This is a genomic window from Petrotoga sp. DB-2, assembly GCF_054051725.1.
Map to the genome: position 1 here is coordinate 13,604 of NZ_JBSVZD010000022.1, position 20,273 is coordinate 33,876.

Annotated in this window: 16 protein-coding genes; 2 read left to right on the forward strand and 14 right to left on the reverse strand. The window is 34.1% G+C overall.

All coding sequences use genetic code 11. The annotated features are described in order from the left end of the window. Positions 1–12: 12 nt before the first annotated feature. Entirely contained in the window at positions 13–2,355 is a 2,343-nt protein-coding gene (locus ACW9JY_RS07685; RefSeq protein WP_457283922.1) for an HD domain-containing phosphohydrolase, read from the reverse strand. A 269-nt stretch (positions 2,356–2,624) separates the two neighbouring features. Between ACW9JY_RS07685 and ACW9JY_RS07690 the strand changes: the two genes are divergently transcribed. Both ACW9JY_RS07690 and ACW9JY_RS07695 read left to right on the forward strand, forming a co-directional pair. Then, positions 2,625–2,795, forward strand: a complete 171-nt coding sequence (locus tag ACW9JY_RS07690; protein ID WP_158584850.1) for a hypothetical protein — start codon at positions 2,625–2,627, stop codon at positions 2,793–2,795. A 292-nt stretch (positions 2,796–3,087) separates the two neighbouring features. Further along, positions 3,088–4,662 (forward strand): Rqc2 family fibronectin-binding protein, encoded by a 1,575-nt coding sequence (locus ACW9JY_RS07695; protein WP_457283923.1) that lies wholly within the window; start codon positions 3,088–3,090, stop codon positions 4,660–4,662. On the opposite strand, the gene ACW9JY_RS07700 is transcribed toward ACW9JY_RS07695, so the two are convergent. The 13 genes from ACW9JY_RS07700 to aglA all read right to left on the reverse strand — a co-directional run bounded on the left by ACW9JY_RS07700 (position 4,659) and on the right by aglA (position 20,143). Then, the gene (locus ACW9JY_RS07700) at positions 4,659–5,405 is read right to left on the reverse strand and encodes an IclR family transcriptional regulator (protein ID WP_103899200.1); all 747 of its coding nucleotides are present in this window, start codon (positions 5,403–5,405) and stop codon (positions 4,659–4,661) included. The genes ACW9JY_RS07695 and ACW9JY_RS07700 overlap by 4 nt on opposite strands. 109 nt (positions 5,406–5,514) lie before the next feature. After that, positions 5,515–6,540: a sugar kinase gene (locus ACW9JY_RS07705; protein ID WP_103899199.1), complete on the reverse strand. Its 1,026-nt coding sequence runs from the start codon at positions 6,538–6,540 to the stop codon at positions 5,515–5,517. Between the two features lie 40 nt (positions 6,541–6,580). Continuing rightward, complete coding sequence (locus tag ACW9JY_RS07710) at positions 6,581–7,219, reverse strand: bifunctional 2-keto-4-hydroxyglutarate aldolase/2-keto-3-deoxy-6-phosphogluconate aldolase (protein WP_103899198.1); 639 nt, start codon at positions 7,217–7,219, stop codon at positions 6,581–6,583. 136 nt (positions 7,220–7,355) lie between these two features. Beyond that, entirely contained in the window at positions 7,356–8,189 is an 834-nt protein-coding gene (locus ACW9JY_RS07715; RefSeq protein WP_457283924.1) for an SDR family oxidoreductase, read from the reverse strand. Positions 8,190–8,210: 21 nt separating this feature from the next. Then, the gene (gene uxuA / locus ACW9JY_RS07720; protein WP_457283925.1) at positions 8,211–9,281 is read right to left on the reverse strand and encodes a mannonate dehydratase; all 1,071 of its coding nucleotides are present in this window, start codon (positions 9,279–9,281) and stop codon (positions 8,211–8,213) included. Between the two features lie 95 nt (positions 9,282–9,376). Further along, positions 9,377–9,895, reverse strand: coding sequence for a D-lyxose/D-mannose family sugar isomerase (locus ACW9JY_RS07725; protein WP_103899195.1), 519 nt, complete (start codon positions 9,893–9,895; stop codon positions 9,377–9,379). Positions 9,896–9,974: 79 nt separating this feature from the next. After that, positions 9,975–11,015 (reverse strand): ABC transporter ATP-binding protein, encoded by a 1,041-nt coding sequence (locus tag ACW9JY_RS07730; protein ID WP_457283926.1) that lies wholly within the window; start codon positions 11,013–11,015, stop codon positions 9,975–9,977. Continuing rightward, the gene (locus tag ACW9JY_RS07735; RefSeq protein ID WP_457283927.1) at positions 11,008–12,009 is read right to left on the reverse strand and encodes an ABC transporter ATP-binding protein; all 1,002 of its coding nucleotides are present in this window, start codon (positions 12,007–12,009) and stop codon (positions 11,008–11,010) included. The genes ACW9JY_RS07730 and ACW9JY_RS07735 overlap by 8 nt, the downstream gene beginning before the upstream one ends. A 29-nt stretch (positions 12,010–12,038) precedes the next feature. Next, positions 12,039–13,145: an ABC transporter permease gene (locus ACW9JY_RS07740; RefSeq protein ID WP_457283928.1), complete on the reverse strand. Its 1,107-nt coding sequence runs from the start codon at positions 13,143–13,145 to the stop codon at positions 12,039–12,041. 14 nt (positions 13,146–13,159) lie between these two features. Continuing rightward, on the reverse strand, positions 13,160–14,143 hold the full coding sequence (locus tag ACW9JY_RS07745; RefSeq protein ID WP_457283929.1) for an ABC transporter permease: 984 nt from the start codon (positions 14,141–14,143) through the stop codon (positions 13,160–13,162). A gap of 119 nt (positions 14,144–14,262) precedes the next feature. Continuing rightward, on the reverse strand, positions 14,263–16,239 hold the full coding sequence (locus tag ACW9JY_RS07750) for an ABC transporter substrate-binding protein (RefSeq protein WP_457283930.1): 1,977 nt from the start codon (positions 16,237–16,239) through the stop codon (positions 14,263–14,265). A gap of 82 nt (positions 16,240–16,321) precedes the next feature. Then, on the reverse strand, positions 16,322–18,298 hold the full coding sequence (locus tag ACW9JY_RS07755) for an ABC transporter substrate-binding protein (protein WP_457283931.1): 1,977 nt from the start codon (positions 18,296–18,298) through the stop codon (positions 16,322–16,324). 444 nt (positions 18,299–18,742) lie between these two features. Beyond that, complete coding sequence (gene aglA / locus ACW9JY_RS07760; RefSeq protein WP_103899189.1) at positions 18,743–20,143, reverse strand: alpha-glucosidase AglA; 1,401 nt, start codon at positions 20,141–20,143, stop codon at positions 18,743–18,745. Positions 20,144–20,273: the final 130 nt, after the last annotated feature.

A 20,273-nucleotide genomic window follows, 5' to 3' on the forward strand; every position in this document is an offset into this window, starting at 1 on the left:
TTAAAAATTTTTTTATTCTTCATAGTTTTTATACATTTCTTCTATGTCTTTTTCGTATCTTTTCAATATTTCTAAGAGTTTTGGGTTGAAATGTTCTGGTTTTGTTCTGTTATCCCCGTGTAACAATACTTCAATAGCCTCTCTATGCGAGAAAGCTTTTTTATAACTTCTTTTTGATCTCAATGCATCGTATACATCTACTAAGCCAACAATCTGAGCTTCAATGGGGATCTGTTCACCCCTTAATCTGAAAGGATACCCAGAGCCATCGTAATGTTCGTGATGATAAAGGGCAATTTTTCTTGCTGTTTCAAAATATGGATCATCCAACAAATTATCGGCATATAGCGGATGTTTCCTTACTTCTTCCCATTCTTTTTCGTTTAGTTTACCAGGTTTGTTTAGTATCTCGGCAGGAACAAAAAGTTTCCCCACATCGTGAAGGGAAGAAAAGTCTCTTATCTTTTCAACTTGTTCTTTGGGTAAACCTAATTTTTCGGCAAAAAAAGCAGATAATTCACTCACACGGTAAATATGTTTCTTACTGTTTTCATCGTGTGATTCTGCTAATATTGAAAGCTTGCTTGCAAAGGTTGTATAAGCATTTTTTATCTCTTGCGTTCTTAATCTGTTGACAAAAAACATTTTTGCCACATTTAACAAGGAATCAAAAAATTTAACTGATTCTTCAGAAAAATTCTCATCGCTACCTTTTTTAATGTCAAGTGAAATATTCAAATCCCGGTTTTCATCTATTTTTATTGTTTTTAGTAGAGTAAATTTTATTGGTTTGGTAAATTTGTACATTAAGTTTAATACATCTTTAGGCATTCTTTCTTCATCCAATGAAAGTACGCTATCAAGTACCTTAGATTCTTCAACGATAAAAGCATAACTTTTTTTAAGGTCTAAACTTTTTAAACCGTTAATATCATGACCCAACGTAGCTAAAAATCTCCAACTATCTCCTTCTATTATCGAGGCACTGCCATAATCAGCTTCTGGGATTTCTATGATTAAAGTATTTAAAAATTTCTGAAAAAAATCTTTAACTTTTACCTTTTCATCTCCTACTTCTGAGATAATTTCCAATAGATGTATTATTTTATTATTCAGTTGTTCTATCTCCTGATAACTACTCTCTATTTCCTCATTTTGTGACATCAACTCTTCGTTGTAGGAGGTTAATTGTTCATTTGCTGCGGTAAGTTCTTCATTATAACTTTGAGCTTCTTCCTTTGCCTCATTTAATTCATTCAAAAGAGAGTGAAGTTTTAAATTATCTTCTCTTAGAATATATATAAATATAATGGAAAAAGGCACTAGAATCATTATTATCCAAAAAATAATAGGGTAATTTTGATAAAAAGAAGGAGGTTTGTTCTGGATTGTTGAATTTACTGGTAGGCTCTTGATTGAAATACCAAATCTTTCTAAGGCAGGAAAGTTAAAAACGTATTTATTATCTGGGAAGTAAATTCTTGGCAACTCTTTAATATCAACTCCGCTTAATAAGTCTATTGCTATCTCTCCAGCTTTCCGCCCTTGATCGTATGCGCTGGTAATTTTACCTCCTACTACGTTGTTGCCCATGTAAACGCTTGAGGTAGTATAAATAGGAAGCTTCTCAAATTCTCCCATATATTCTTCTACTTGGGTATAATCATAAAAATTTCCATAAATATCTTTACTAAAAGCCAAAAGAAGCGCTATCGAGTTTTTCAAAGGTGTATCGAGCTCTTGTTTTATTTGATCCAATGAATCACTTAAAAAGATAAAATTAATACCCTTAAATTGAGGTGTTACATCATTTTCCACTTCTTGCTTAAAAAGCTCACCTGTTTTTGTCTGATTATCAACAACTACATAAACCTTCTCTGTATCTGGATGAAGATTCAGAGCTAATTCTAATGTTTCTTTTATATCATGAATCTCTACAACACCACTTACAAAGTCTAATTTACTCAAATCGTATTCTTGATAGTAATTGATCCCAGTATATACTATAGGAATCCCCAAAAAAAGTGATTCATAATTAGATAAAACAAAATCAAAAGCGTTATTATCCAGTGCAATAACGACATCAAATGTAAAACCACCAAATTTTCTTTCAAAGTACTCTTTGAATATGTTTAAGCTATTATCATCACCAAACCTTTTGCTATCAAGATATTCTACATATATATTTATACTTTCTTCATCTTCTAAAATTGAATTTATACCCTCTAATTCCCTATCTGACCAAGATAAACCTGGATTATACGAATTTAAAATCAGGACAGTAGAGGCTAAAGAATAAATCCCAGACAAGATAAATAGTAACAACAAGAATAGAGCTTTATAATTTTTTTTCACAAGGGGACCTCCTAAGTATAATGAGTGCAGATTTGCATTTTTATCATACTTGCGATATTATATCACAAATTAGAAAACCTTAAAAGTAGAATAATTTTCGTTGTTAAACTAAAATTATTCTAATGTTATTATATCGGTAACATATATATCTTATCATTTTACTAGGGTTTAAGCCGATAAATTTGTTCAACTTATATTTTTATCATTATGTTTCCTTTGAAATTATCGGCTAATTTTGTGTAAAGTTGAGTGTATAAGGAGGGGGTAGTATGTCTAAACCATGGTTGATAGTTGTTGGGATTTACCTTGTAATAATGGCTATTGCTGGTTTTAGTGTTGCAACCATGCCAAATTGGCATGCGTGGATAGACATTATCGTTGGTATTATTGCTTTGATAGTTGGTTTTATGGATAAAGGAAAGAAAGGTTCGGCAGCGTAGAATTTTAATTTCATAGATTTTTACAAATACAAAAGAGGCAACAGGTACTGTGCCTCTTTTGTCTTCTTATAGAGAATTAATTAGAGGCTTTTAGAGAATTTATTAAAAATTGTAGAAATAAATAATTTGCAAATATAAGCTTTTGATTTTAAAGGGTCACAGGGTGGAGCCCTTCCATCCGTGCAAGGCTAGAGACCGAAGGTCCCTTCCGAAGAAGGGTGGGCTGCGGGACGAAGGGACGCTATCTCTATATTTTAAATAAACCGAGGTGTCTTGCTTGCCTTTTGATGGTTTGGTATTACATAAAGTATTGAAAGAAATAAAAGACAACATTATGGGAGATAGAATTAAAAATATTTATCAACCTATCAAATCCCAAGTGTTAATTCAGTTTTCTCAAAGTTTTGTGCTTCTTTCATTAAAAAGTCCTTCCTATGTGATATTACTTTCTCAAAAACCAAACGTACCCATACAGCCAGCGAACTTTGCACAGTTTCTAAGAAAAAAAATAAGAAACGGAAGAGTGATAAATGTCGAACAGTTAGGTTTAGACAGGATAGGGTACTTTGAAATTGAAAGCTACGATCAAGAAAACTCCACTATGCGAAAATATAAGCTATTTTTCGAATTAATGGGAAGAAATTCCAACGTAATACTTGTTAACGAAGATAATAAAGTAGAAGAATCTTTAAAAAGGGTTTATAAAGAATTTAGACCCATAATTCCTGGAGTTAAATACCTACCTTACTACGATGATTCTCAAATAAATATATTGGAAGTAAATATAGAAAACATTGAAAATATTGATTATGATAGACTCATGGGATTTTCTAAAAAATCAAAAGGGTTTTTGAAAGAAATAGGTATCCAAAGAGCTGTAAAAGACCTAAAAAAGCCTTATCTTTTTTACTTCAAAGAAGGGAACACATATGATTTCTCCGCAATAACCCCGAATAATTTTAAATACGAGGAATTAAAACCATCAGAGGCATTGCTCAAAGTCTTTCAAGAAAGGGCTAATCAATCACGACTATTGGAAATAAAAAGGGATTTGGAAAAAAGGGTAAAAAGTGAAATTGACAGATTAGAAAAGACAAAAGAACAAATATTACAAGATTTAAATGAAGGAAAAAATCTTATGGATTTAGAAAAAAAGGGAGAACTTCTTCAAACGTATCTCTACAAAATAAAAAAAGGTGAAAGATACTTTACAGTAACCGATTGGAATACCGGTGAGGAGGTCACAATAGAGATAGACCCCCTTTTATCACCAACGCAAAACCTGGAAAAGCTGTATAAAAATATAAAAAGAACAAAGTCAAGAGTCGAGCATGCTAAAAAAAGAATAAAAAAAGTGAATAACGAACTCGAATATTACAATCAGTTATTTGAAACAATCTCTTCCGCAGAAGAAATCGAAACCTTAATAGAGATAAAAGAAGAAATGAAAGATATAGGACTGATAAGTGAAAACAAAAAATCTAAAAGGGAAAGAAAAGTAAAAACAACTTTTCGGAAATTTAATTACAAAGGGTTTGAAATACTAGTTGGGAAAAATAACAAGCAGAACGATGAATTAACAAGATCAGCCGCACAAGCCGACATCTGGCTTCATACACATGAGATCCCAGGTTCTCATACAATAATAAAATCTTCTGGTAAAGAAATACCAGAAGAAGTAATAGATTACGCAGCAAAAATCGCTGCCACATTTTCTAAAGCAAAAATGTCTTCCAATGTAGCGGTTGATTACACTCAAAGAAAAAACGTATGGAAACCAAAAGGAGCAAAACCAGGAATGTGGTTGTATAAAAATTATGAAACCATTATCGTTGAACCTTTTAGAGAAATACCTGAAAAACCTTAACCTTTATACCCCAACAACTTTGAAATATTTTCGGCACATTCTTTGACATAAAGAATATATTCATCGACTTTTTCTTCTTCTGCCCTAGCGGTACTCATCGAAATACTTACACCCGCTATCACTTTTTTATCGTAGTTAAATATAGGAGCTCCTATACAAAAGATCCCAATTTCATTTTCTTCGTTATCTATTGAGTATCCTCTTTCTCTTATTTTTTTAAGTTCATTTTTCAATTTGTTGGAATCAGTAATTGTGTTTTTACCCCTTTTTTTCAACTCCACATTTTCTAGATATTCTTCTATCTCTTCTTCAGGTAAATGAGCCAAAATAGCTTTTCCAAATGCTGTTGCATAAAGGTTTATCTTCATTCCGATCCTTGACATCATTGGTAAAGAATTAGGACCTTCTATCTTTTCAATATATATTCCTTCATATCCTTCTTTAATAGCCAAATGAACTGTTTGACCTGTTTTTACCATTAAATTAACTAAGTGGGGATGTGCAATCTCCCTTAGATTTATTTTTTTTAAAATAATACTCCCATACTCCACAAGTTTAAAACTCGGGAAATATGACTTATCACTATTCTTTGACAGCAGGCCCCCTTTGTACAAGTCGTCTAAATACTTGTAAGCATTAGATATAGACATATCAAACTTTCTTGCAATTTCTGTTACATTAACTGGTTTTGGTGCATAGACTATATAATCTAATACCTCCAGAACTTTTCTGATAGTTTGAATATATTTTCACCTTCCTATTTGTAAAATACTAAATTTCATTATATCACAAATTTTAATAATTAAAAGGACTTTGAAACCCGTTTGATTATTAATTTAATGACATTTTTATCTATCTTTGAATCCTACCTGTGGAATCTCCTTTTGTTAGAGTTTTCACTTCTTCTACTGTAACGTGGTTAAAATCTCCGATTATAGAATGCTTCAGACATGAGGCAGCTGTAGCAAATTCTATTACTTCTTGATGAGGATAATTGTTTATTAAAGCGTATATTAATCCACCGGCAAAGGAATCTCCTCCCCCTACTCTATCAACTATGTGAATTTGATATTTTTTGGAGGAATAAAATTTGCTGCCATCATAATATAAGCCTGCCCAACCATTATCAAAGGCAGAAAAGCTTTCTCTGAGTGTTATAGCGACTCCTTTCAAATCAAACCTTTCAGAAATTTGTTTGGCTAAATTTTTATAATCGTCTAATTGTAGATTTTCTTGGGTTACATCAGAATCTTTAACTTTTATATTGAATACCTTTTCAGCAGCTTCCTCATTCGCTATAACTATATCGACATATTTCATAAGTTCTGCCATCACTTCGTTTGCTTTTTGTGGTGACCACAGTTTTTTCCTATAATTCAAATCACAACTAACAATAATTCCTTTATTTTTTGCTGTTTTCACCGCATCAAGGCATGCCTGTGCCGCATTCTCGCTCACTGCAGGTGTTATCCCTGTAAAATGAAACCACTTTGCCTCATCTAAAATCTTTTCCCATTTGTATTCTGTAGGTTTAGATTCTGCAAAAGATGAGTATTTTCTATCATAAATGACTAAAGAAGGTCTTTGAGATGCTCCAAATTCGTGAAAATAAATACCTAATCTTTCTCCACCTCGAACTATGTAATCAGTTTTTACCCCATATCGCCGAAGATGATTTATTGCCGATTGCCCTATCGGATTGCTTGGAACTTTTGTCACAAAATAAACATTTTCTCCATAATTGGCAAGAGAAGCAGCAACGTTAGCTTCAGCGCCACCGTAAGTTACATCAAAAGAATCTGTTTGAACAAATCTAAAATAATTGGGAGGAGAAAGTCTCATCATAATTTCACCAAAAGTAACAATTTTGTTAGCCATTACAATATCTCCTTTCAAATATTTATTGTATTCTTGAGAATTATCTTGCCATTGCTATGGCTTCAACAAATTTTTTTGCTGTTTCTTGGACAAGCGCATAATCTCCAGACTTTGCGCCTTTTGTTAATTCTCCTCCAACGCCAACTGCAACACAGCCAGCCTTTATCCAATCTTCTACATTTTCGAGACTCACTCCACCTGTAGGAACTATCGGTACTTGAGGAAGAGGCCCTTTAATCGCTTTGACTATTGAAGGGCCAAAAGCACTACCTGGAAATAATTTAACAAAATCAGCACCTTCTTCCATAGCTTCTACAACTTCTTTTATTGACATAGCTCCAGCCATAGAAACTTTTTGATATCTATTGCACATTTTTACCATCTCTTTATTTAGATAGGGACTTACAAAAAATTCTGCTCCAGCTAACATAGCAATTCTCGTTGTTTCAGGATCAAGAACAGTTCCTGCACCTATAAGAATTTCTCCTTTTGAATATACCTTTTTCAGTTCTTTGATAACATCATTCGCTCCAGGAACAGTCATCGTGATCTCAATGGCCTCGATACCACCTTTTCTAACAGCGTCGGCAATTTTCAAGGCTTCTTCAGGAGAATCAGCTCTTACTACAGCAATTATTCCAACATTTATAATTTGCTCCATCACTTTTAATTTATCCATGGAATCCTCCTCAAAATTTTTTCGTTCCTGACCTTTTTATTTATTACTTTACACTCTTTTTTGACTTTTGGACCATAGTAGTTATAAAATCTATTAATAACTACAAATTTTTTATTTTACTAAAAAATCAAAATTACTAAACACCAGAATAAGCTAAAAATCCTCCATCTATTGGAATAACAGTACCGGTAACAAATCCAGAGTCTTCTTCATTACATAACCATTTAATTGTTCCTATAAGTTCTTCAGGCCTACCTAGTCTTCCCATTGGTGTGTTGTTGATTATTTTTTGATGCCTTTCGGTAGGGTTTCCTTCCTTATCTAATAGTAAATTCTTATTTTGTTCTGTTAAGAAGAAACCAGGAGCTATTGCATTTACTCTTACTCCTACCTTTGCAAAATGAACAGCTAACCAAGCAGTGAAATTACTTACCGCAGCTTTTGCTGCACTGTATGCTGCTACTTTTGTCATCGGCGAAAATGCGCTCATAGAGGATATATTAATTACTGTGGAATTTTCAAGCTTTACCATTTCCTCTAAAAAAACTTGAGATACTATAAAAGCACTTAAAAAATTGAGATTAAATACAAACTCAAATCCGTTTTGCTCCAAATCAAAAAAAGTGGTCAAATCTTCTTTTCCCAAATCAGTTAATTCAAAAATTTCTTTTGTGGTGGTTCCTTTAGGATGATTCCCTCCTGCACCGTTTATCAAAATATCACATCTACCATATTTATTAATCACTATCTCTTTCGCTTTTTCGACTTGTTCTTTTTTTAGTACATCGCATTTGATAGCTAAAGCATCTCCGCCTTTCCCAATTATTTCATCTTTTACAGCTTTTGCTTTTTCTTCTGATATATCCAATAATGCTGTTTTTACTCCTTCTTTTGCTAGGCCTTTCGCTATTGTACTGCACAATATTCCTCCACCACCAGTAATTACTGCAACTTTATCTTTCAAATTCATCCTTTTTCTCTCCTTTCTATATTATTTAAGTTTATTTAATGTTTCCCAGATGCCGTATAGATAGCTTACCCCTAATGCCCTATCGTATAGACCATATCCGGGTCTTGCTTTCTCATTCCATATGTTTCTCCCATGATCAGGTCTTAGACATCCATTAAAATTTACTTCGTACAAAACTTTAAGAATTTCAATCATATCTAAGGTCCCTTCTTTAGACATGTGTGAAGTTTCGAAAAATCTTTTATTTCCGATTCTTTTGATGTTCCTAACATGTACAAAAGAAATTTTATCTCTCTCTCCAAAATGCCTAATTATTTGTGGGATGTCGTTATCTTCCCTTGCACCTAAAGAGCCTGTGCAAACGGCTAATGTGTTGGAAGGGCTATCTATGCATTTAACTATTCTTTCAAGTTTCTCTTTTGTGCTAACTATCCGAGGTAAACCAAAGATAGACCAAGGAGGATCATCAGGATGTATTGCTAATTTTATATTTAATTTTTCACATTCAGGTATTACAGCCTTAAGAAAATATTCTAAATTCTTAAAAAGCCTCTCCTCATTAACATCTTTAAAAATTTCAAAAAGTTTTTCTATGTCCTTTAATTTTTCGTTTTCCCATCCAGGTAACGAAAACCCAGCTGAATTGCGCTTAAATTCATCAATGAGTTGTTCAGGAGTTATATCTTTAATTTTTTCGTCAAAATAGGCCATAGTTGTTGATCCGTCGTTTAATTTGTAATATAAGTCTGTTCTTATCCAATCAAAAATCGGCATGAAGTTATAACAGATAATTTTGATTCCTATTTTACTTAAATTTTGTATAGTTTTTATGTAATTGTCTATATAATGGTCTCTCGTTGCAAGACCTGCTTTTATGTCTTCATGGATATTTACACTTTCAATTACTTCTAATTTTAAACCTTCCTTATTTACTTTATTTTTTAAATTTTCAATTTTGTCAAAAGGCCAAACTTCTCCAACAGGAATATCATCTAAAGTTCCAGCTATTCCAGATATAACAGGTATTTGCTTTATTTGTGAAAGCGATACACTGTCATCTCCTTCTCCAAACCATCTCATGATAAATTCCATTTGTACCTCACCTCAAGCCTGTATTTAGTTCCATAATTATTTACAATAACAATAAAGATATTATATTAACTAATTTTGAAAAAAATATTTTTAAATTATACTCTTTTAAAGTTTGGATCTGTAAATATATCAGTTGCATCGTCACTGTGAGAAGAAAATTCAGAAATAACGGCACCTTCTTCTCCAGCCTTGAACCAATGTAAGGTATTTGGAGGTATGGTGTATTGTTCTGCTGAGTTTAAAATTATTTCATGTGAAGCTGTGAAATATTCATTTGGTGGTTGTACATGCCAAGTGTTCTTTTCTCCCTCAACGAAAAGAAATACTTTACCATATCTGCACCTGAAGGTCTCTTCTTTTCCAATATCTCCATCATGAGGCGGATGCTTATGTTCAGGACATGTTTGATTAGGCAAAAGGACCATTTCTTTAGCACAGTATCTATCGGTATTTACATAGGTAACAATTTCAAGACCTAGTTCTTCGACATTTCCTAATCCTCCATCAACGATCTCTATATTTTCCTTTTCATCTTCTCTTAGAGCGATACCTGCTTTCTCAAAAAGTTCTAAACTTTTCTTTCTCACTTTTTCATATGTTTCTTTGTCCAACATAGATTTAAACCTCCTTATTTACCATCTTTTGCAGCCTTTGTAAACCCTAAACACAAATTTTAACCAACTTTTAATACCTTCAATAAACTTTTAAACCTTTTAAAGAGAGTTGAGAAGCAAAATGGCACGCAACTAAATGTTCATTTTCCTCGTTTCCTAAATTTTTTAGAGGGGGATATTCTTTTTTGCATATATCTTGAGCATAAGGACAACGTTGATGAAAATAACAACCTTTTGGAGGATTGGCAGGATCAGGAACTTCTCCTTCCAAAGGTTTCAATTGTTCGGCTCTTTTTTTTGGATCTGGAATAGGGACTGCTTCCAAAAGCTTTTCTGTATATGGATGTTTGGGATCTTCAAAAATTTCATTAGAATCTGCTAATTCAACAATCTTACCTAAATACATAACCGCGACTCTATCACTTATATGTTCAACAACGCTTAAGTCATGAGAAATGAAAAGATATGTCAAATTAAACTGTTCTTGTAAATCCATTAAAAGATTCAAAATCTGCGCTCTTATGGATACATCTAAAGCTGCTACCGGTTCATCAAGTACAACTAATTCAGGCCTTAGAGCTAACGCTCTGGCTATCACTATTCTTTGTCTTTGGCCCCCACTAAATGCATGGGGGTATCTTATTAAATATTCCTTCCTTAATCCTACTGTTTCCATTAATTTTTCAACTTCTTCTTGAAGTTTTTTTCCTTTTGCTATTTTATTTACTTGTAAAGGTTCACCTATAATATCCCTTACTTTCATTCGAGGATTTAGAGATGTAAAAGGATTCTGAAACACCATTTGAGCAGATTTCCTTAGTAACTTTTCATCTTTTTTGCTCATATTGGATACATCTATTTTTTCTCCGTTAACATGAAGAAAGATGTTCCCTTCCGTTGGTTCAAGGGCTTTTAAAATAGTTTTTGCAATTGTAGTTTTTCCACAACCGGATTCTCCTACAAGTGAGAGGGTTTCTCCTTTTTTGATCGAAAAACTTACGTCATCCACAGCCTTCACATGTCCGACAATTTTTGCAAACATTCCTCTTTTTATTGGGTAATACTTTTTTAAATTTGATACTTCAAGAAGGACTTTATTGCTAATAGTTTTCTCATTCATTGTTTTTCCCTCCATACAAAAAACATGCAACAGTGTGATCTTTAGAAAAGGTGATATTTTTTGGCTCTTTCATATCACACACTCCTGCTATATAATTAGGACATCTGTTATGAAAACTACAGCCTTTAGGTTTGTTGAAAGGATCTGGAACGATACCTTTTATTGCTTCTAATCGTGTTTTTTTTATTCCAACTTTTGGTATAGAAGTCATTAGGGCTCTTGTATATGGATGAAGGGGATTGTTGAAAATATCATAAACAGTTCCTTCTTCAACAATTTTTCCCAAATACATAACTGCAACTCGATCAGCCATCTGAGCAATAACCCCTAAATCATGTGTTATAAAAATAATCGAACTTTCAAATTCTTTTTGTAATTCCTTCATTAAATATAGTATCTGTGCTTGGATAGTAACGTCCAATGCGGTGGTTGGTTCATCTGCTATTAATATCATAGGATTACATGAAAGAGCTAAAGCTATCATGCATCGTTGAAGCATCCCACCTGATAGTTCAAAAGGGTAGGAATTTATGATTTTTTTTGGATCTGGAATTTTAACTTTTTCTATCATTTCTAAAGCTATCTCTTTTGCTTCCTTTTCTGAAAGGGGTTTGTGCAGTATGATATTTTCTATCATCTGTTCTCCAATGGTATAAACTGGTGAAAAAGATGCAGCGGGTTCTTGAAATATCATAGCTATATCGTTACCCCTTATTTGTCTCATTCTTTCATCAGTTGGTGTTAAACTTGTTATGTTTATTATTCCATTTTCTGTATGAAGTAGAATTTCTCCAGATCTTTGAGCATTCTTAGGTAAAAGTTGTAAAATAGAAGAAGCGGTTACACTTTTACCACAACCTGATTCGCCCACAATGCCGAATACTTCATCTTTTCTAATAGTAAAATTTATTCCATTTAAAACCTTAACTGTACCTTCAGGTAAATTAAAAAAAACATTTAAATCTTTTATATCAAGAATATTTTCACTTTCCATTTTATTCCTCCTATCATTCTCTATAATTCTTAATTATGATAAGGATCGGCTGCATCTCTTAGGCCATCACCCACAAAGTTAAAACAAAGAACCGTTATAATAACGAATAAAGCAGGGAGCATTAACCAAGGTTGTAAGGCTACGGTTCTTATATTTTGGGCTTCTTGAAGCAAAACTCCCCAACTTATTGTTGGTGATTGTAAGCCTAATCCCAAGAAACTGAGTCCTGTTTCTCCCAGGATCATACCAGGAATTGAAAGAGTGATAGAAACTATCATATGACTTGTTAGGGAAGGTAGCATATGTCTAAAGATGATACGGGATTCTTTTGCCCCAGCTAACTTCGCAGCAATAACAAAATCTTCTTCTCTTAAAGTAATAAATCTACTTCTGACAACCCTTGCTAAATCGGTCCACCCTCTCAACGAAAGAATAACTGTTATGGCAAAGTATCTTTGTATTTGCGACATGTATTGTGGTAAAGCAGCAGCAAGTGCCATCCATAATGGAATATCCGGTATACTTCTTACTACCTCCATTAACCTTTGAATAGTAAAATCTACCTTCCCACCGTAATAACCAGATATTCCACCTAAGACCACACCAATTAGTAGACTCAAAAAAACCCCTACAAGCCCTATAGTTGTTGATATTCTTGCTCCATAAATAATCCTTGATAACACATCTCTTCCCATTCTATCCGTCCCAAAAGGAAAAAATTCTCCTTCTTCAACTCCAATAAAATGAATGTTTGATTCCCATATTCCCCATAATTTATAAGAGTCTCCTTTCACAAAAAAAGAGACAGGATATACTTTTGATTCGTCTGTTAAATAAATTCTTTGAAGTGTTTCGGGATCTCTTTCCATTTTGTAACCATACACATAGGGCCTAACTAATTGCCCGTCCCTAATAAATCTTATCCTTTGAGGTGGTGCGTATACATAACGACTATTTAATTTGTTAGGATCATATGGAGCGAAAAACTCCGCAAAAATACCTACAATGTATAATAGAATTAGTATTATCATACCCACAATTGCCAATTTATTCCTTTTAAAGCGCCACCAAATTAGTTTAGATTCGGATGCATAATAATATGCTTCTTCAGATTTCTTCTTCTTTTTATTGAACAACTGAATCACCTTCCTTACGAAAGTCTTGCCCTTGGATCTGCCCAAGCAAGTAAAATATCAGAGACTATCGTTCCTATAACAGTAAACATTGTTAAAATTAAGATTATGCTTCCAGCTAAATACATATCCTGAGCTTTCAAAGCATCCATCAACAAAGTACCAACAGTTGGAAGATTGAGTACAATACCAGTAACAACCGCTCCAGAAATAATATTTGGAAGAGTCCATCCTGCGGTGCTTAAAAATGGTATAATAGCAACCCGAAGAGGGTACTTCCAAGTGAGTTTATTCTCAGGCACGCCACGAGCTCTTGCAGCAGTAACATATGGTTTGTTAATTTCATCCAACAAATTTCCTCTGAGGACCCTAATGAGGCCCGCCATTGTAGCTGTTCCTGTTACAATGACAGGTATCCAAAGGTGCTGTAATAAATCTAATAGTTTCCCCCAACTCCATGGAGCTGAGGCGTATTCAGGAGAAAATAAGCCTCCTAAACTTAATCCGAAAGCGGTGAATGCCCACCACATTAAAAGTAAAGCAAAGAGAAAATTTGGTACAGAAACTCCGAAGTATCCCACAACAGTAAACGCATAGTCTCCTACAGTATATTGGTGTGTTCCAGAATATACACCTATTAAAAAGCCTGTTACCCAAGCAAACGCAGTTGCTAAGGAAGATATTAGAACAGTGTACCACACTCGGGCTCCTAAAAGATCCGCCACTGGTTTCTCATACAACATTGAGTAACCAAAATCTCCTCTAAATAAGTTACCAAACCAATAAAAAAACCTAACATAAACAGGTTTATCTAACTTATATCTTTCTTTAAGGAGTTCTATCTTGGCTAGGTCAACTTCTTCGCCACTTTGTCTCAGAGCCACTTCATATGTTGTCAAATAATCTCCAGGGGGGAGCTCCATTATAATAAAGGAAAGAAGAATTATAATAAGAACTGTAGGAATGGATAAAAGAAGTCGCTTAACTATATATTGAAACATGGTACCAACCACCTCCAAAACAATTTGTTTTTTAGAGACTTTCAGAAGTTTGAATAAAAAAATATTTAAAGTTTCCTTCAACCTTTTTTAAAAGGTTGAAGGAAACAAATATACCATAATTATTCATCAATGTAAAATTGCATCGGCATTGTGTTCAATGGAGATCTTAGCACATCATCTGTGACAAGCTCTTTTGCTACGTTTTTGAAATTGTTTTTAACAATAACAGGAGCAATATCTTCTCCAACTGTCCCTATCATCCATAAGTTTTCTCTGTGTATTTTTGTAACTTCTTTCATCAATTCTTTTAATTTTTCTTCATCTGTGGTCTTTTGTATTTCAAGCCAAAGATCAACCAACTCAATAACTGGCTCTGGAGGTACTATATCATCTGGTTCTGGTTCATTTCCTTCTATATAGGCTTTTATCCAGTCTGTCCAACCTACATACCAAGTTGTGGAAATATCTGCAGCACCGGGGAAAACAAAGAAAGGATCAGCTAGAGGTTGAGCAGATCTATCCATCATCCAAACTTGTCCATCAAAGTCATGTGCATCTAGCCTTTCATAGTATAAACTTTGTTCTAGGTTTTCTACTTCAATTTCAATACCAAGGTCATTTTTCCAGTATTCTCTTACCATAGTCCAGACGTCTACATGGGGTTGTCCCACTACTTGAACCGTAAATTGCAGAGGTTTTCCATCTGGTCTAAGTCTGTACTCATGCTTTGAATCCCATACAAGCCCCATCTCATCCAAAAGCTCATTCGCTTTTTCGGGGTTGTACTCAGCATAAGCACTTTCCCATTCGGGATCGTAATAAGCTGACCCGCTTACTAATGAAGCTTGGCGAGGCTCAGCTAAACCGCTAAACAAAATTTCATTTATCTCTTCCCTATTGATCCCTAGAGACAGCGCTTGTCTAAATCTCACGTCACTAAAAATTTCTTGGAGGATTGGATCACTATGATCAAAAGTGTTTAACATTAACTGGCTCACAGAACCATTGGCTGCTATCCAGTTGTAGATTTGATAATCTCCACGTTCCTTATTCATAGCTAAGAGGGTATAATTGCCAGCACCAGCTCCCATCATTCCAATGTGTCTCCATTGCATGTCAATTTCACCAGAAATTGCTTTCAAAAGAACAACTTCATCGTCCATAACGTATTCATGTCTTACGGTATCTATGTATGGTAATTGATTTCCTTCTATGTCAACGGCAAAATAATAAGGATTTCTTTCTAGAATATAAAATGAACTTGTTGGATCCGTCTTGGGTATCCATGTCCATAGACTAGGGAGTTCTAAGTTTGAAATTGGGTCAGATTTATCTTCAAATACGTCTACCCAAGAAGAATACATCTTTTCTTTTTCTTCTTCAATAATCTTTTCTATTTCTTCCATAGGTGTGTAATCTGGATGAAATTGTTTTAGATAATGTTTTGGGGCACCAGTAAATCCTTGGCTGTAAGCTACTTGTAGCAAAAACAAACTATAAGGTTCTGCAAATTCAAATTTAACGGTATAGTCATCGATTTTTTCTACCTGTGCTCTTTTTCCTCCAGCTATATACCAAGCAGGTTTAGAGCTTGTATATTCGTCGTTTCCGATTATGTCATTTGCCCAAAAAACTATGTCATCTGCTGTGTAAGGATGTCCATCAGACCATTTCATTCCTTCTCTTAAATGAAAAATGTAGACTTTTCCATTTTCTAGAACTTCCCAGCTTTTGGCTACACCAGGGAGAAATTCTCCACCATCTGCACTAAAATAAATAAGATGTGGTTCGTTGATTTTGTACACTCCCCATTGATCTGAAGGTCCTTTCCAGACTCTTCTCCATGTTCCTCCAAACTTACCTACTTCTTCTTCGGGTACAATAACCAAAGGTTCCTTAGGAAGTCGCTCTTCTAGTGGTGGTAATTCTCCTTGTTTTACTTTTTCAGTAAGTATTGGTGATTCTTTGAATTCAGTAATTCGTTTGTCCATTTCTTTGTAATACTCTTGAGGAGTTGAATAAGCATTCCAACCAAAGATGCTTGTTACCAATAAACTAGCCATCAACAAACTTACTACCACTACCTTTTTGTTCATAATTACACCTCCTGAAATCTTTTTGCTTTTTTAAAGTACCCCTCAGCCTTATTGAAAAAGCTGAGGGGAACAACTATAACAATTATTCATCAATATAGAACTGCATCGGCATCCCGTTCAATGGAGAGAAGAACACAGCATCCGTGACAAGCTCTTTTGGTACATTTTTGAAATTGTTTTTAACGATAGCAGGGGCAATATCTTCTCCAACTGTTCCTATCATCCATAAGTTTTCTGCGTGTATTTTTGTAACTTCTTTCATCAATTCTTTTAATTTTTCTTCATCTGTGGTCTTTTGTATTTCAAGCCAAAGATCAACCAACTCAATAACTGGCTCTGGAGGTACTATATCATCTGGTTCTGGTTCATTTCCTTCTATATAGGCTTTTATCCAGTCTGTCCAACCTACATACCAAGTTGTGGAAATATCTGCAGCACCGGGGAAAACAAAGAAAGGATCAGCTAGAGGTTGAGCAGATCTATCCATCATCCAAACTTGTCCATCAAAGTCGTGTGCAGTTAATCTTTCATCGTATAAACTTCTTTCTAAGTTTTCTACTTCAATTTCAATACCAAGGTCATTTTTCCAGTATTCTCTTATCATCGTCCAAATATCTACATGAGGTTGTTCAACTACTTGTACCGTAAATTGCAGAGGTTTTCCATCTGGTCTAAGCCTGTACTCATGCTTTGAATCCCATACAAGCCCCATCTCATCCAAAAGCTTATTCGCTTTTTCCGGGTTGTATTCCGCATAAGCACTTTCCCATTCGGGATCGTAATAAGCTGACCCGCTTACTAATGAAGCTTGGCGAGGCTCAGCTAAACCGGAAAATAAAATTTCATTTATCTCTTCTCTATTGATCCCTAAAGACAACGCTTGTCTAAATCTCACGTCACTAAAAATTTCTTGGAGAATAGGATCACTATGATCAAAAGTGTTTAACATTAACTGGCTCACAGAACCATTGGCTGCTATCCAGTTATAGATTTGATAATCTCCACGTTCCTTATTCGCAGCTAAGAGGGTATAATTACCAGCACCAGCTCCCATCAATCCTATGTGTCTTTGTTGCATGTCAATTTCACCAGAAATTGCTTTCAACAGAATTACTTCATTGTCCATAACGTATTCATGTCTTACGGTATCTATGTATGGTAATTGATTTCCTTCTATGTCAACGGCAAAATAATAAGGATTTCTTTCTAGAATATAAAATGAACTTGTTGGATCCGTCTTGGGTATCCATGTCCATAGACTAGGGAGTTCTAAGTTTGAAATTGGGTCAGACTTATCTTCAAATACGTCTACCCAAGAAGAATACATCTTTTCTTTTTCTTCTTCAATAATCTTTTCTATTTCTTCCATAGGTGTGTAATCTGGATGAAATTGTTTTAGATAATGTTTTGGGGCACCAGTAAAGCCCTCACTATTGGCTACTTGTAGCATAAACAAACCATAAGGTTCTGCAAATTCAAATTTAACGGTATAGTCATCGATTTTTTCTACCTGTGCTCTTTTTCCTCCAGCCATATACCATGCAGGTTTAGCGCTTGTATACTCGTCGTTTCCGATTATGTCATTTGCCCAAAAAACTATGTCATCTGCTGTGTAAGGATGTCCATCAGACCATTTCATTCCTTCTCTTAAATGAAAAATGTAAACTTTCCCGTTTTCTAAAACTTCCCAGCTTTTGGCTACACCGGGGAGATATTCTCCGCCATCTGCACTAAAATAAGCAAGACGTGGGCCAGTTAATCTATGTACTCCCCATTGATCTGAAGGTCCTTTCCAGACTCTTCTCCATGTTCCTCCAAACTTACCTACTTCTTCTTCGGGTACAATAACCAAAGGTTCCTTAGGAAGTCGCTCTTCTAGTGGTGGTAATTCTCCTTGTTTTACTTTTTCAGTAAGTATTGGTGATTCTTTGAATTCAGTAATTCGTTTGTCCGTTTCTTTGTAATACTCTTGAGGAGTTGAATAAGCATTCCAACCAAAGATGCTTGTTACCAATAAACTGACTATCAACAAACTTACTACCACTACCTTTTTGTTCATAATTACACCTCCTTGATCACTTATGCTTTTTACCCATTTACTCAATATTTTGATGTTTTTCACCTCCTTTTTGTTAAATCATTACAATCTTTATAAACTCTAAAATCTGTTTTGTTGAACATCTTCTATTGGCAACAAAAAAGGGATAAGTTTTCTGCCAACTATATGATGTTGGGAAATCGTCCCCCTATTCCCCTTAGTTCATTCCCTACAAATGATTTTTTCGTTTTATAAGTCTATTTTGTAATTTTATGAAAGTATGGGAATTGCCAATTATAATTTTTACTCCTACCAATATGTCACAGAGCAAAAACTAGGTTTATTCCCTTATTTAGTAGTTAAAAAGTAATGAAAAAAGCTTTTTCCAGTAGAATAGTAAGTTTATTCAACCAACTAATATTTAAGATAAAAAACTTCAAATTTTTATACTAACTTTTAACGTGCTCATACATTAAAATATTCTTTCAATTCTTTATTGATTGGATGGTTCATAATATCGGATAATACTTCTTCAACTTGTTTAAATGATTTAGTTCGTGGGTCCCTAACTAAAAACTCTTTTAATATTTCCACATCTCGTTTTATGTAAGCTTCTAAAGCCATTTTCATTCTCATAATTCTTGGAATCAGATAATATTCTTTAATCCTCTCGTCCAGATCGGGTTCTAAACTTTGCGGGTGCAAGCCACTTTTATCAACCAAAACGGGAACCTCTACAACTATATCATCGGGGATATCTTTAATTATTCCTTTGTTTTCCACATTCAATATTAATCTTACCTGTTTATTATGAGCTAAGGCGTTAATAAATGGAACATGTTGTTCCCCACTCATTACACCTTTTTTGAAAATTTCTGGCCAAACTTCTGTTAATTTAATATTAGGATCTTTTTCTATTTCTTTAGATAATTCGATCATCCTTTTCCTTGACTCTCTGAGAGAATTATGAAATTTTGGCCTTTCTATTTCATTATCTATTCCCCCAAATTTTCCATACCATTTCTTTTTCGTTTCTAAATTGTAGTTGTATTTCCAACTTCCATTTCTAACAGTGTCACCAATTGGGATCATTCCATAAAATCTGTACATATCGATAGCAGCTGGAGATAATTGTATATCCCACGGCTCTCTTGATTCCCATTTGTATGATTCCTCTTCTATCCATTTATCGAGCAATTCATAAGCATTTTTCCCTTCATAATTGAATCTATTCAACCATATACCGTGATTGATACCAGCAACTTGCCAATCCACCTTAGATGAAGGTAAATTTAAACGGTTAAATATTCCATTAACGCCAGAACTACCGTGACAAAAACCTACTATCTTGGCTTTAGTTAGTTTTTTGACAATCTGGGTTATTTCAAAAACAGGGTTAGCCGTTTGCATTAACCAAGCATTTGGTGCTAACTTTTCTATTTTTTCTGCAATATCAAGTGCCAATTTTATATCCGGATAAGAACAAATAACGTAAGAGTAAGTTGATACCATGTTAAACTCTTGACTGTCTATTCCTCTATAGTATCCATGTTTCTCACCTATTTCTGTTACTATCTCCCATCTCTTATATCCGTCTTCTATTTCTTTGGGATAAGGGTAGGCGGTGTTTATTATGAAACTTGCTCCCTTTATTGCCTCTTCTAAATTCATAGTTTTTTCAATTTGAATATTTGACCCAAGTTCTTCACAATACTTTTTAGCTAATGAATATGTTGCATTTAATCGTGTTTCGTTTACATCCATCATGCATATTTCACAATCTGCCAATTCCTCTGTTTGAGCTATATCACCTATTAACTGCAATGAAAATCTAACACTACCTGCTCCTATAATTCCTATTTTCAATCTTTACCCCTCCTCGTATAATATGTATAGTTATGAAACTTAAAAAATGGTACTAAAAATCTGTCTTTTGATCTTTTTTATTATTTCTTTTGTAAAGAGATGCCCTAATGCTAAAATAGTACCAGGATGA

Bases quoted from the DNA above. Each gene is read 5' to 3' on its own strand.
- ACW9JY_RS07690 (WP_158584850.1), top strand. From the start codon at position 2,625: ATGTCTAAACCATGGTTGATAGTTGTTGGGATTTACCTTGTAATAATG.
- ACW9JY_RS07705 (WP_103899199.1), bottom strand. From the start codon at position 6,540: ATGGCTAACAAAATTGTTACTTTTGGTGAAATTATGATGAGACTTTCT.
- ACW9JY_RS07710 (WP_103899198.1), bottom strand. From the start codon at position 7,219: ATGGATAAATTAAAAGTGATGGAGCAAATTATAAATGTTGGAATAATT.
- ACW9JY_RS07715 (WP_457283924.1), bottom strand. From the start codon at position 8,189: ATGAATTTGAAAGATAAAGTTGCAGTAATTACTGGTGGTGGAGGAATA.
- uxuA (WP_457283925.1), bottom strand. From the start codon at position 9,281: ATGGAATTTATCATGAGATGGTTTGGAGAAGGAGATGACAGTGTATCG.
- ACW9JY_RS07725 (WP_103899195.1), bottom strand. From the start codon at position 9,895: ATGTTGGACAAAGAAACATATGAAAAAGTGAGAAAGAAAAGTTTAGAA.
- ACW9JY_RS07730 (WP_457283926.1), bottom strand. From the start codon at position 11,015: ATGAATGAGAAAACTATTAGCAATAAAGTCCTTCTTGAAGTATCAAAT.
- ACW9JY_RS07735 (WP_457283927.1), bottom strand. From the start codon at position 12,009: ATGGAAAGTGAAAATATTCTTGATATAAAAGATTTAAATGTTTTTTTT.
- ACW9JY_RS07745 (WP_457283929.1), bottom strand. From the start codon at position 14,143: ATGTTTCAATATATAGTTAAGCGACTTCTTTTATCCATTCCTACAGTT.
- ACW9JY_RS07750 (WP_457283930.1), bottom strand. From the start codon at position 16,239: ATGAACAAAAAGGTAGTGGTAGTAAGTTTGTTGATGGCTAGTTTATTG.
- ACW9JY_RS07755 (WP_457283931.1), bottom strand. From the start codon at position 18,298: ATGAACAAAAAGGTAGTGGTAGTAAGTTTGTTGATAGTCAGTTTATTG.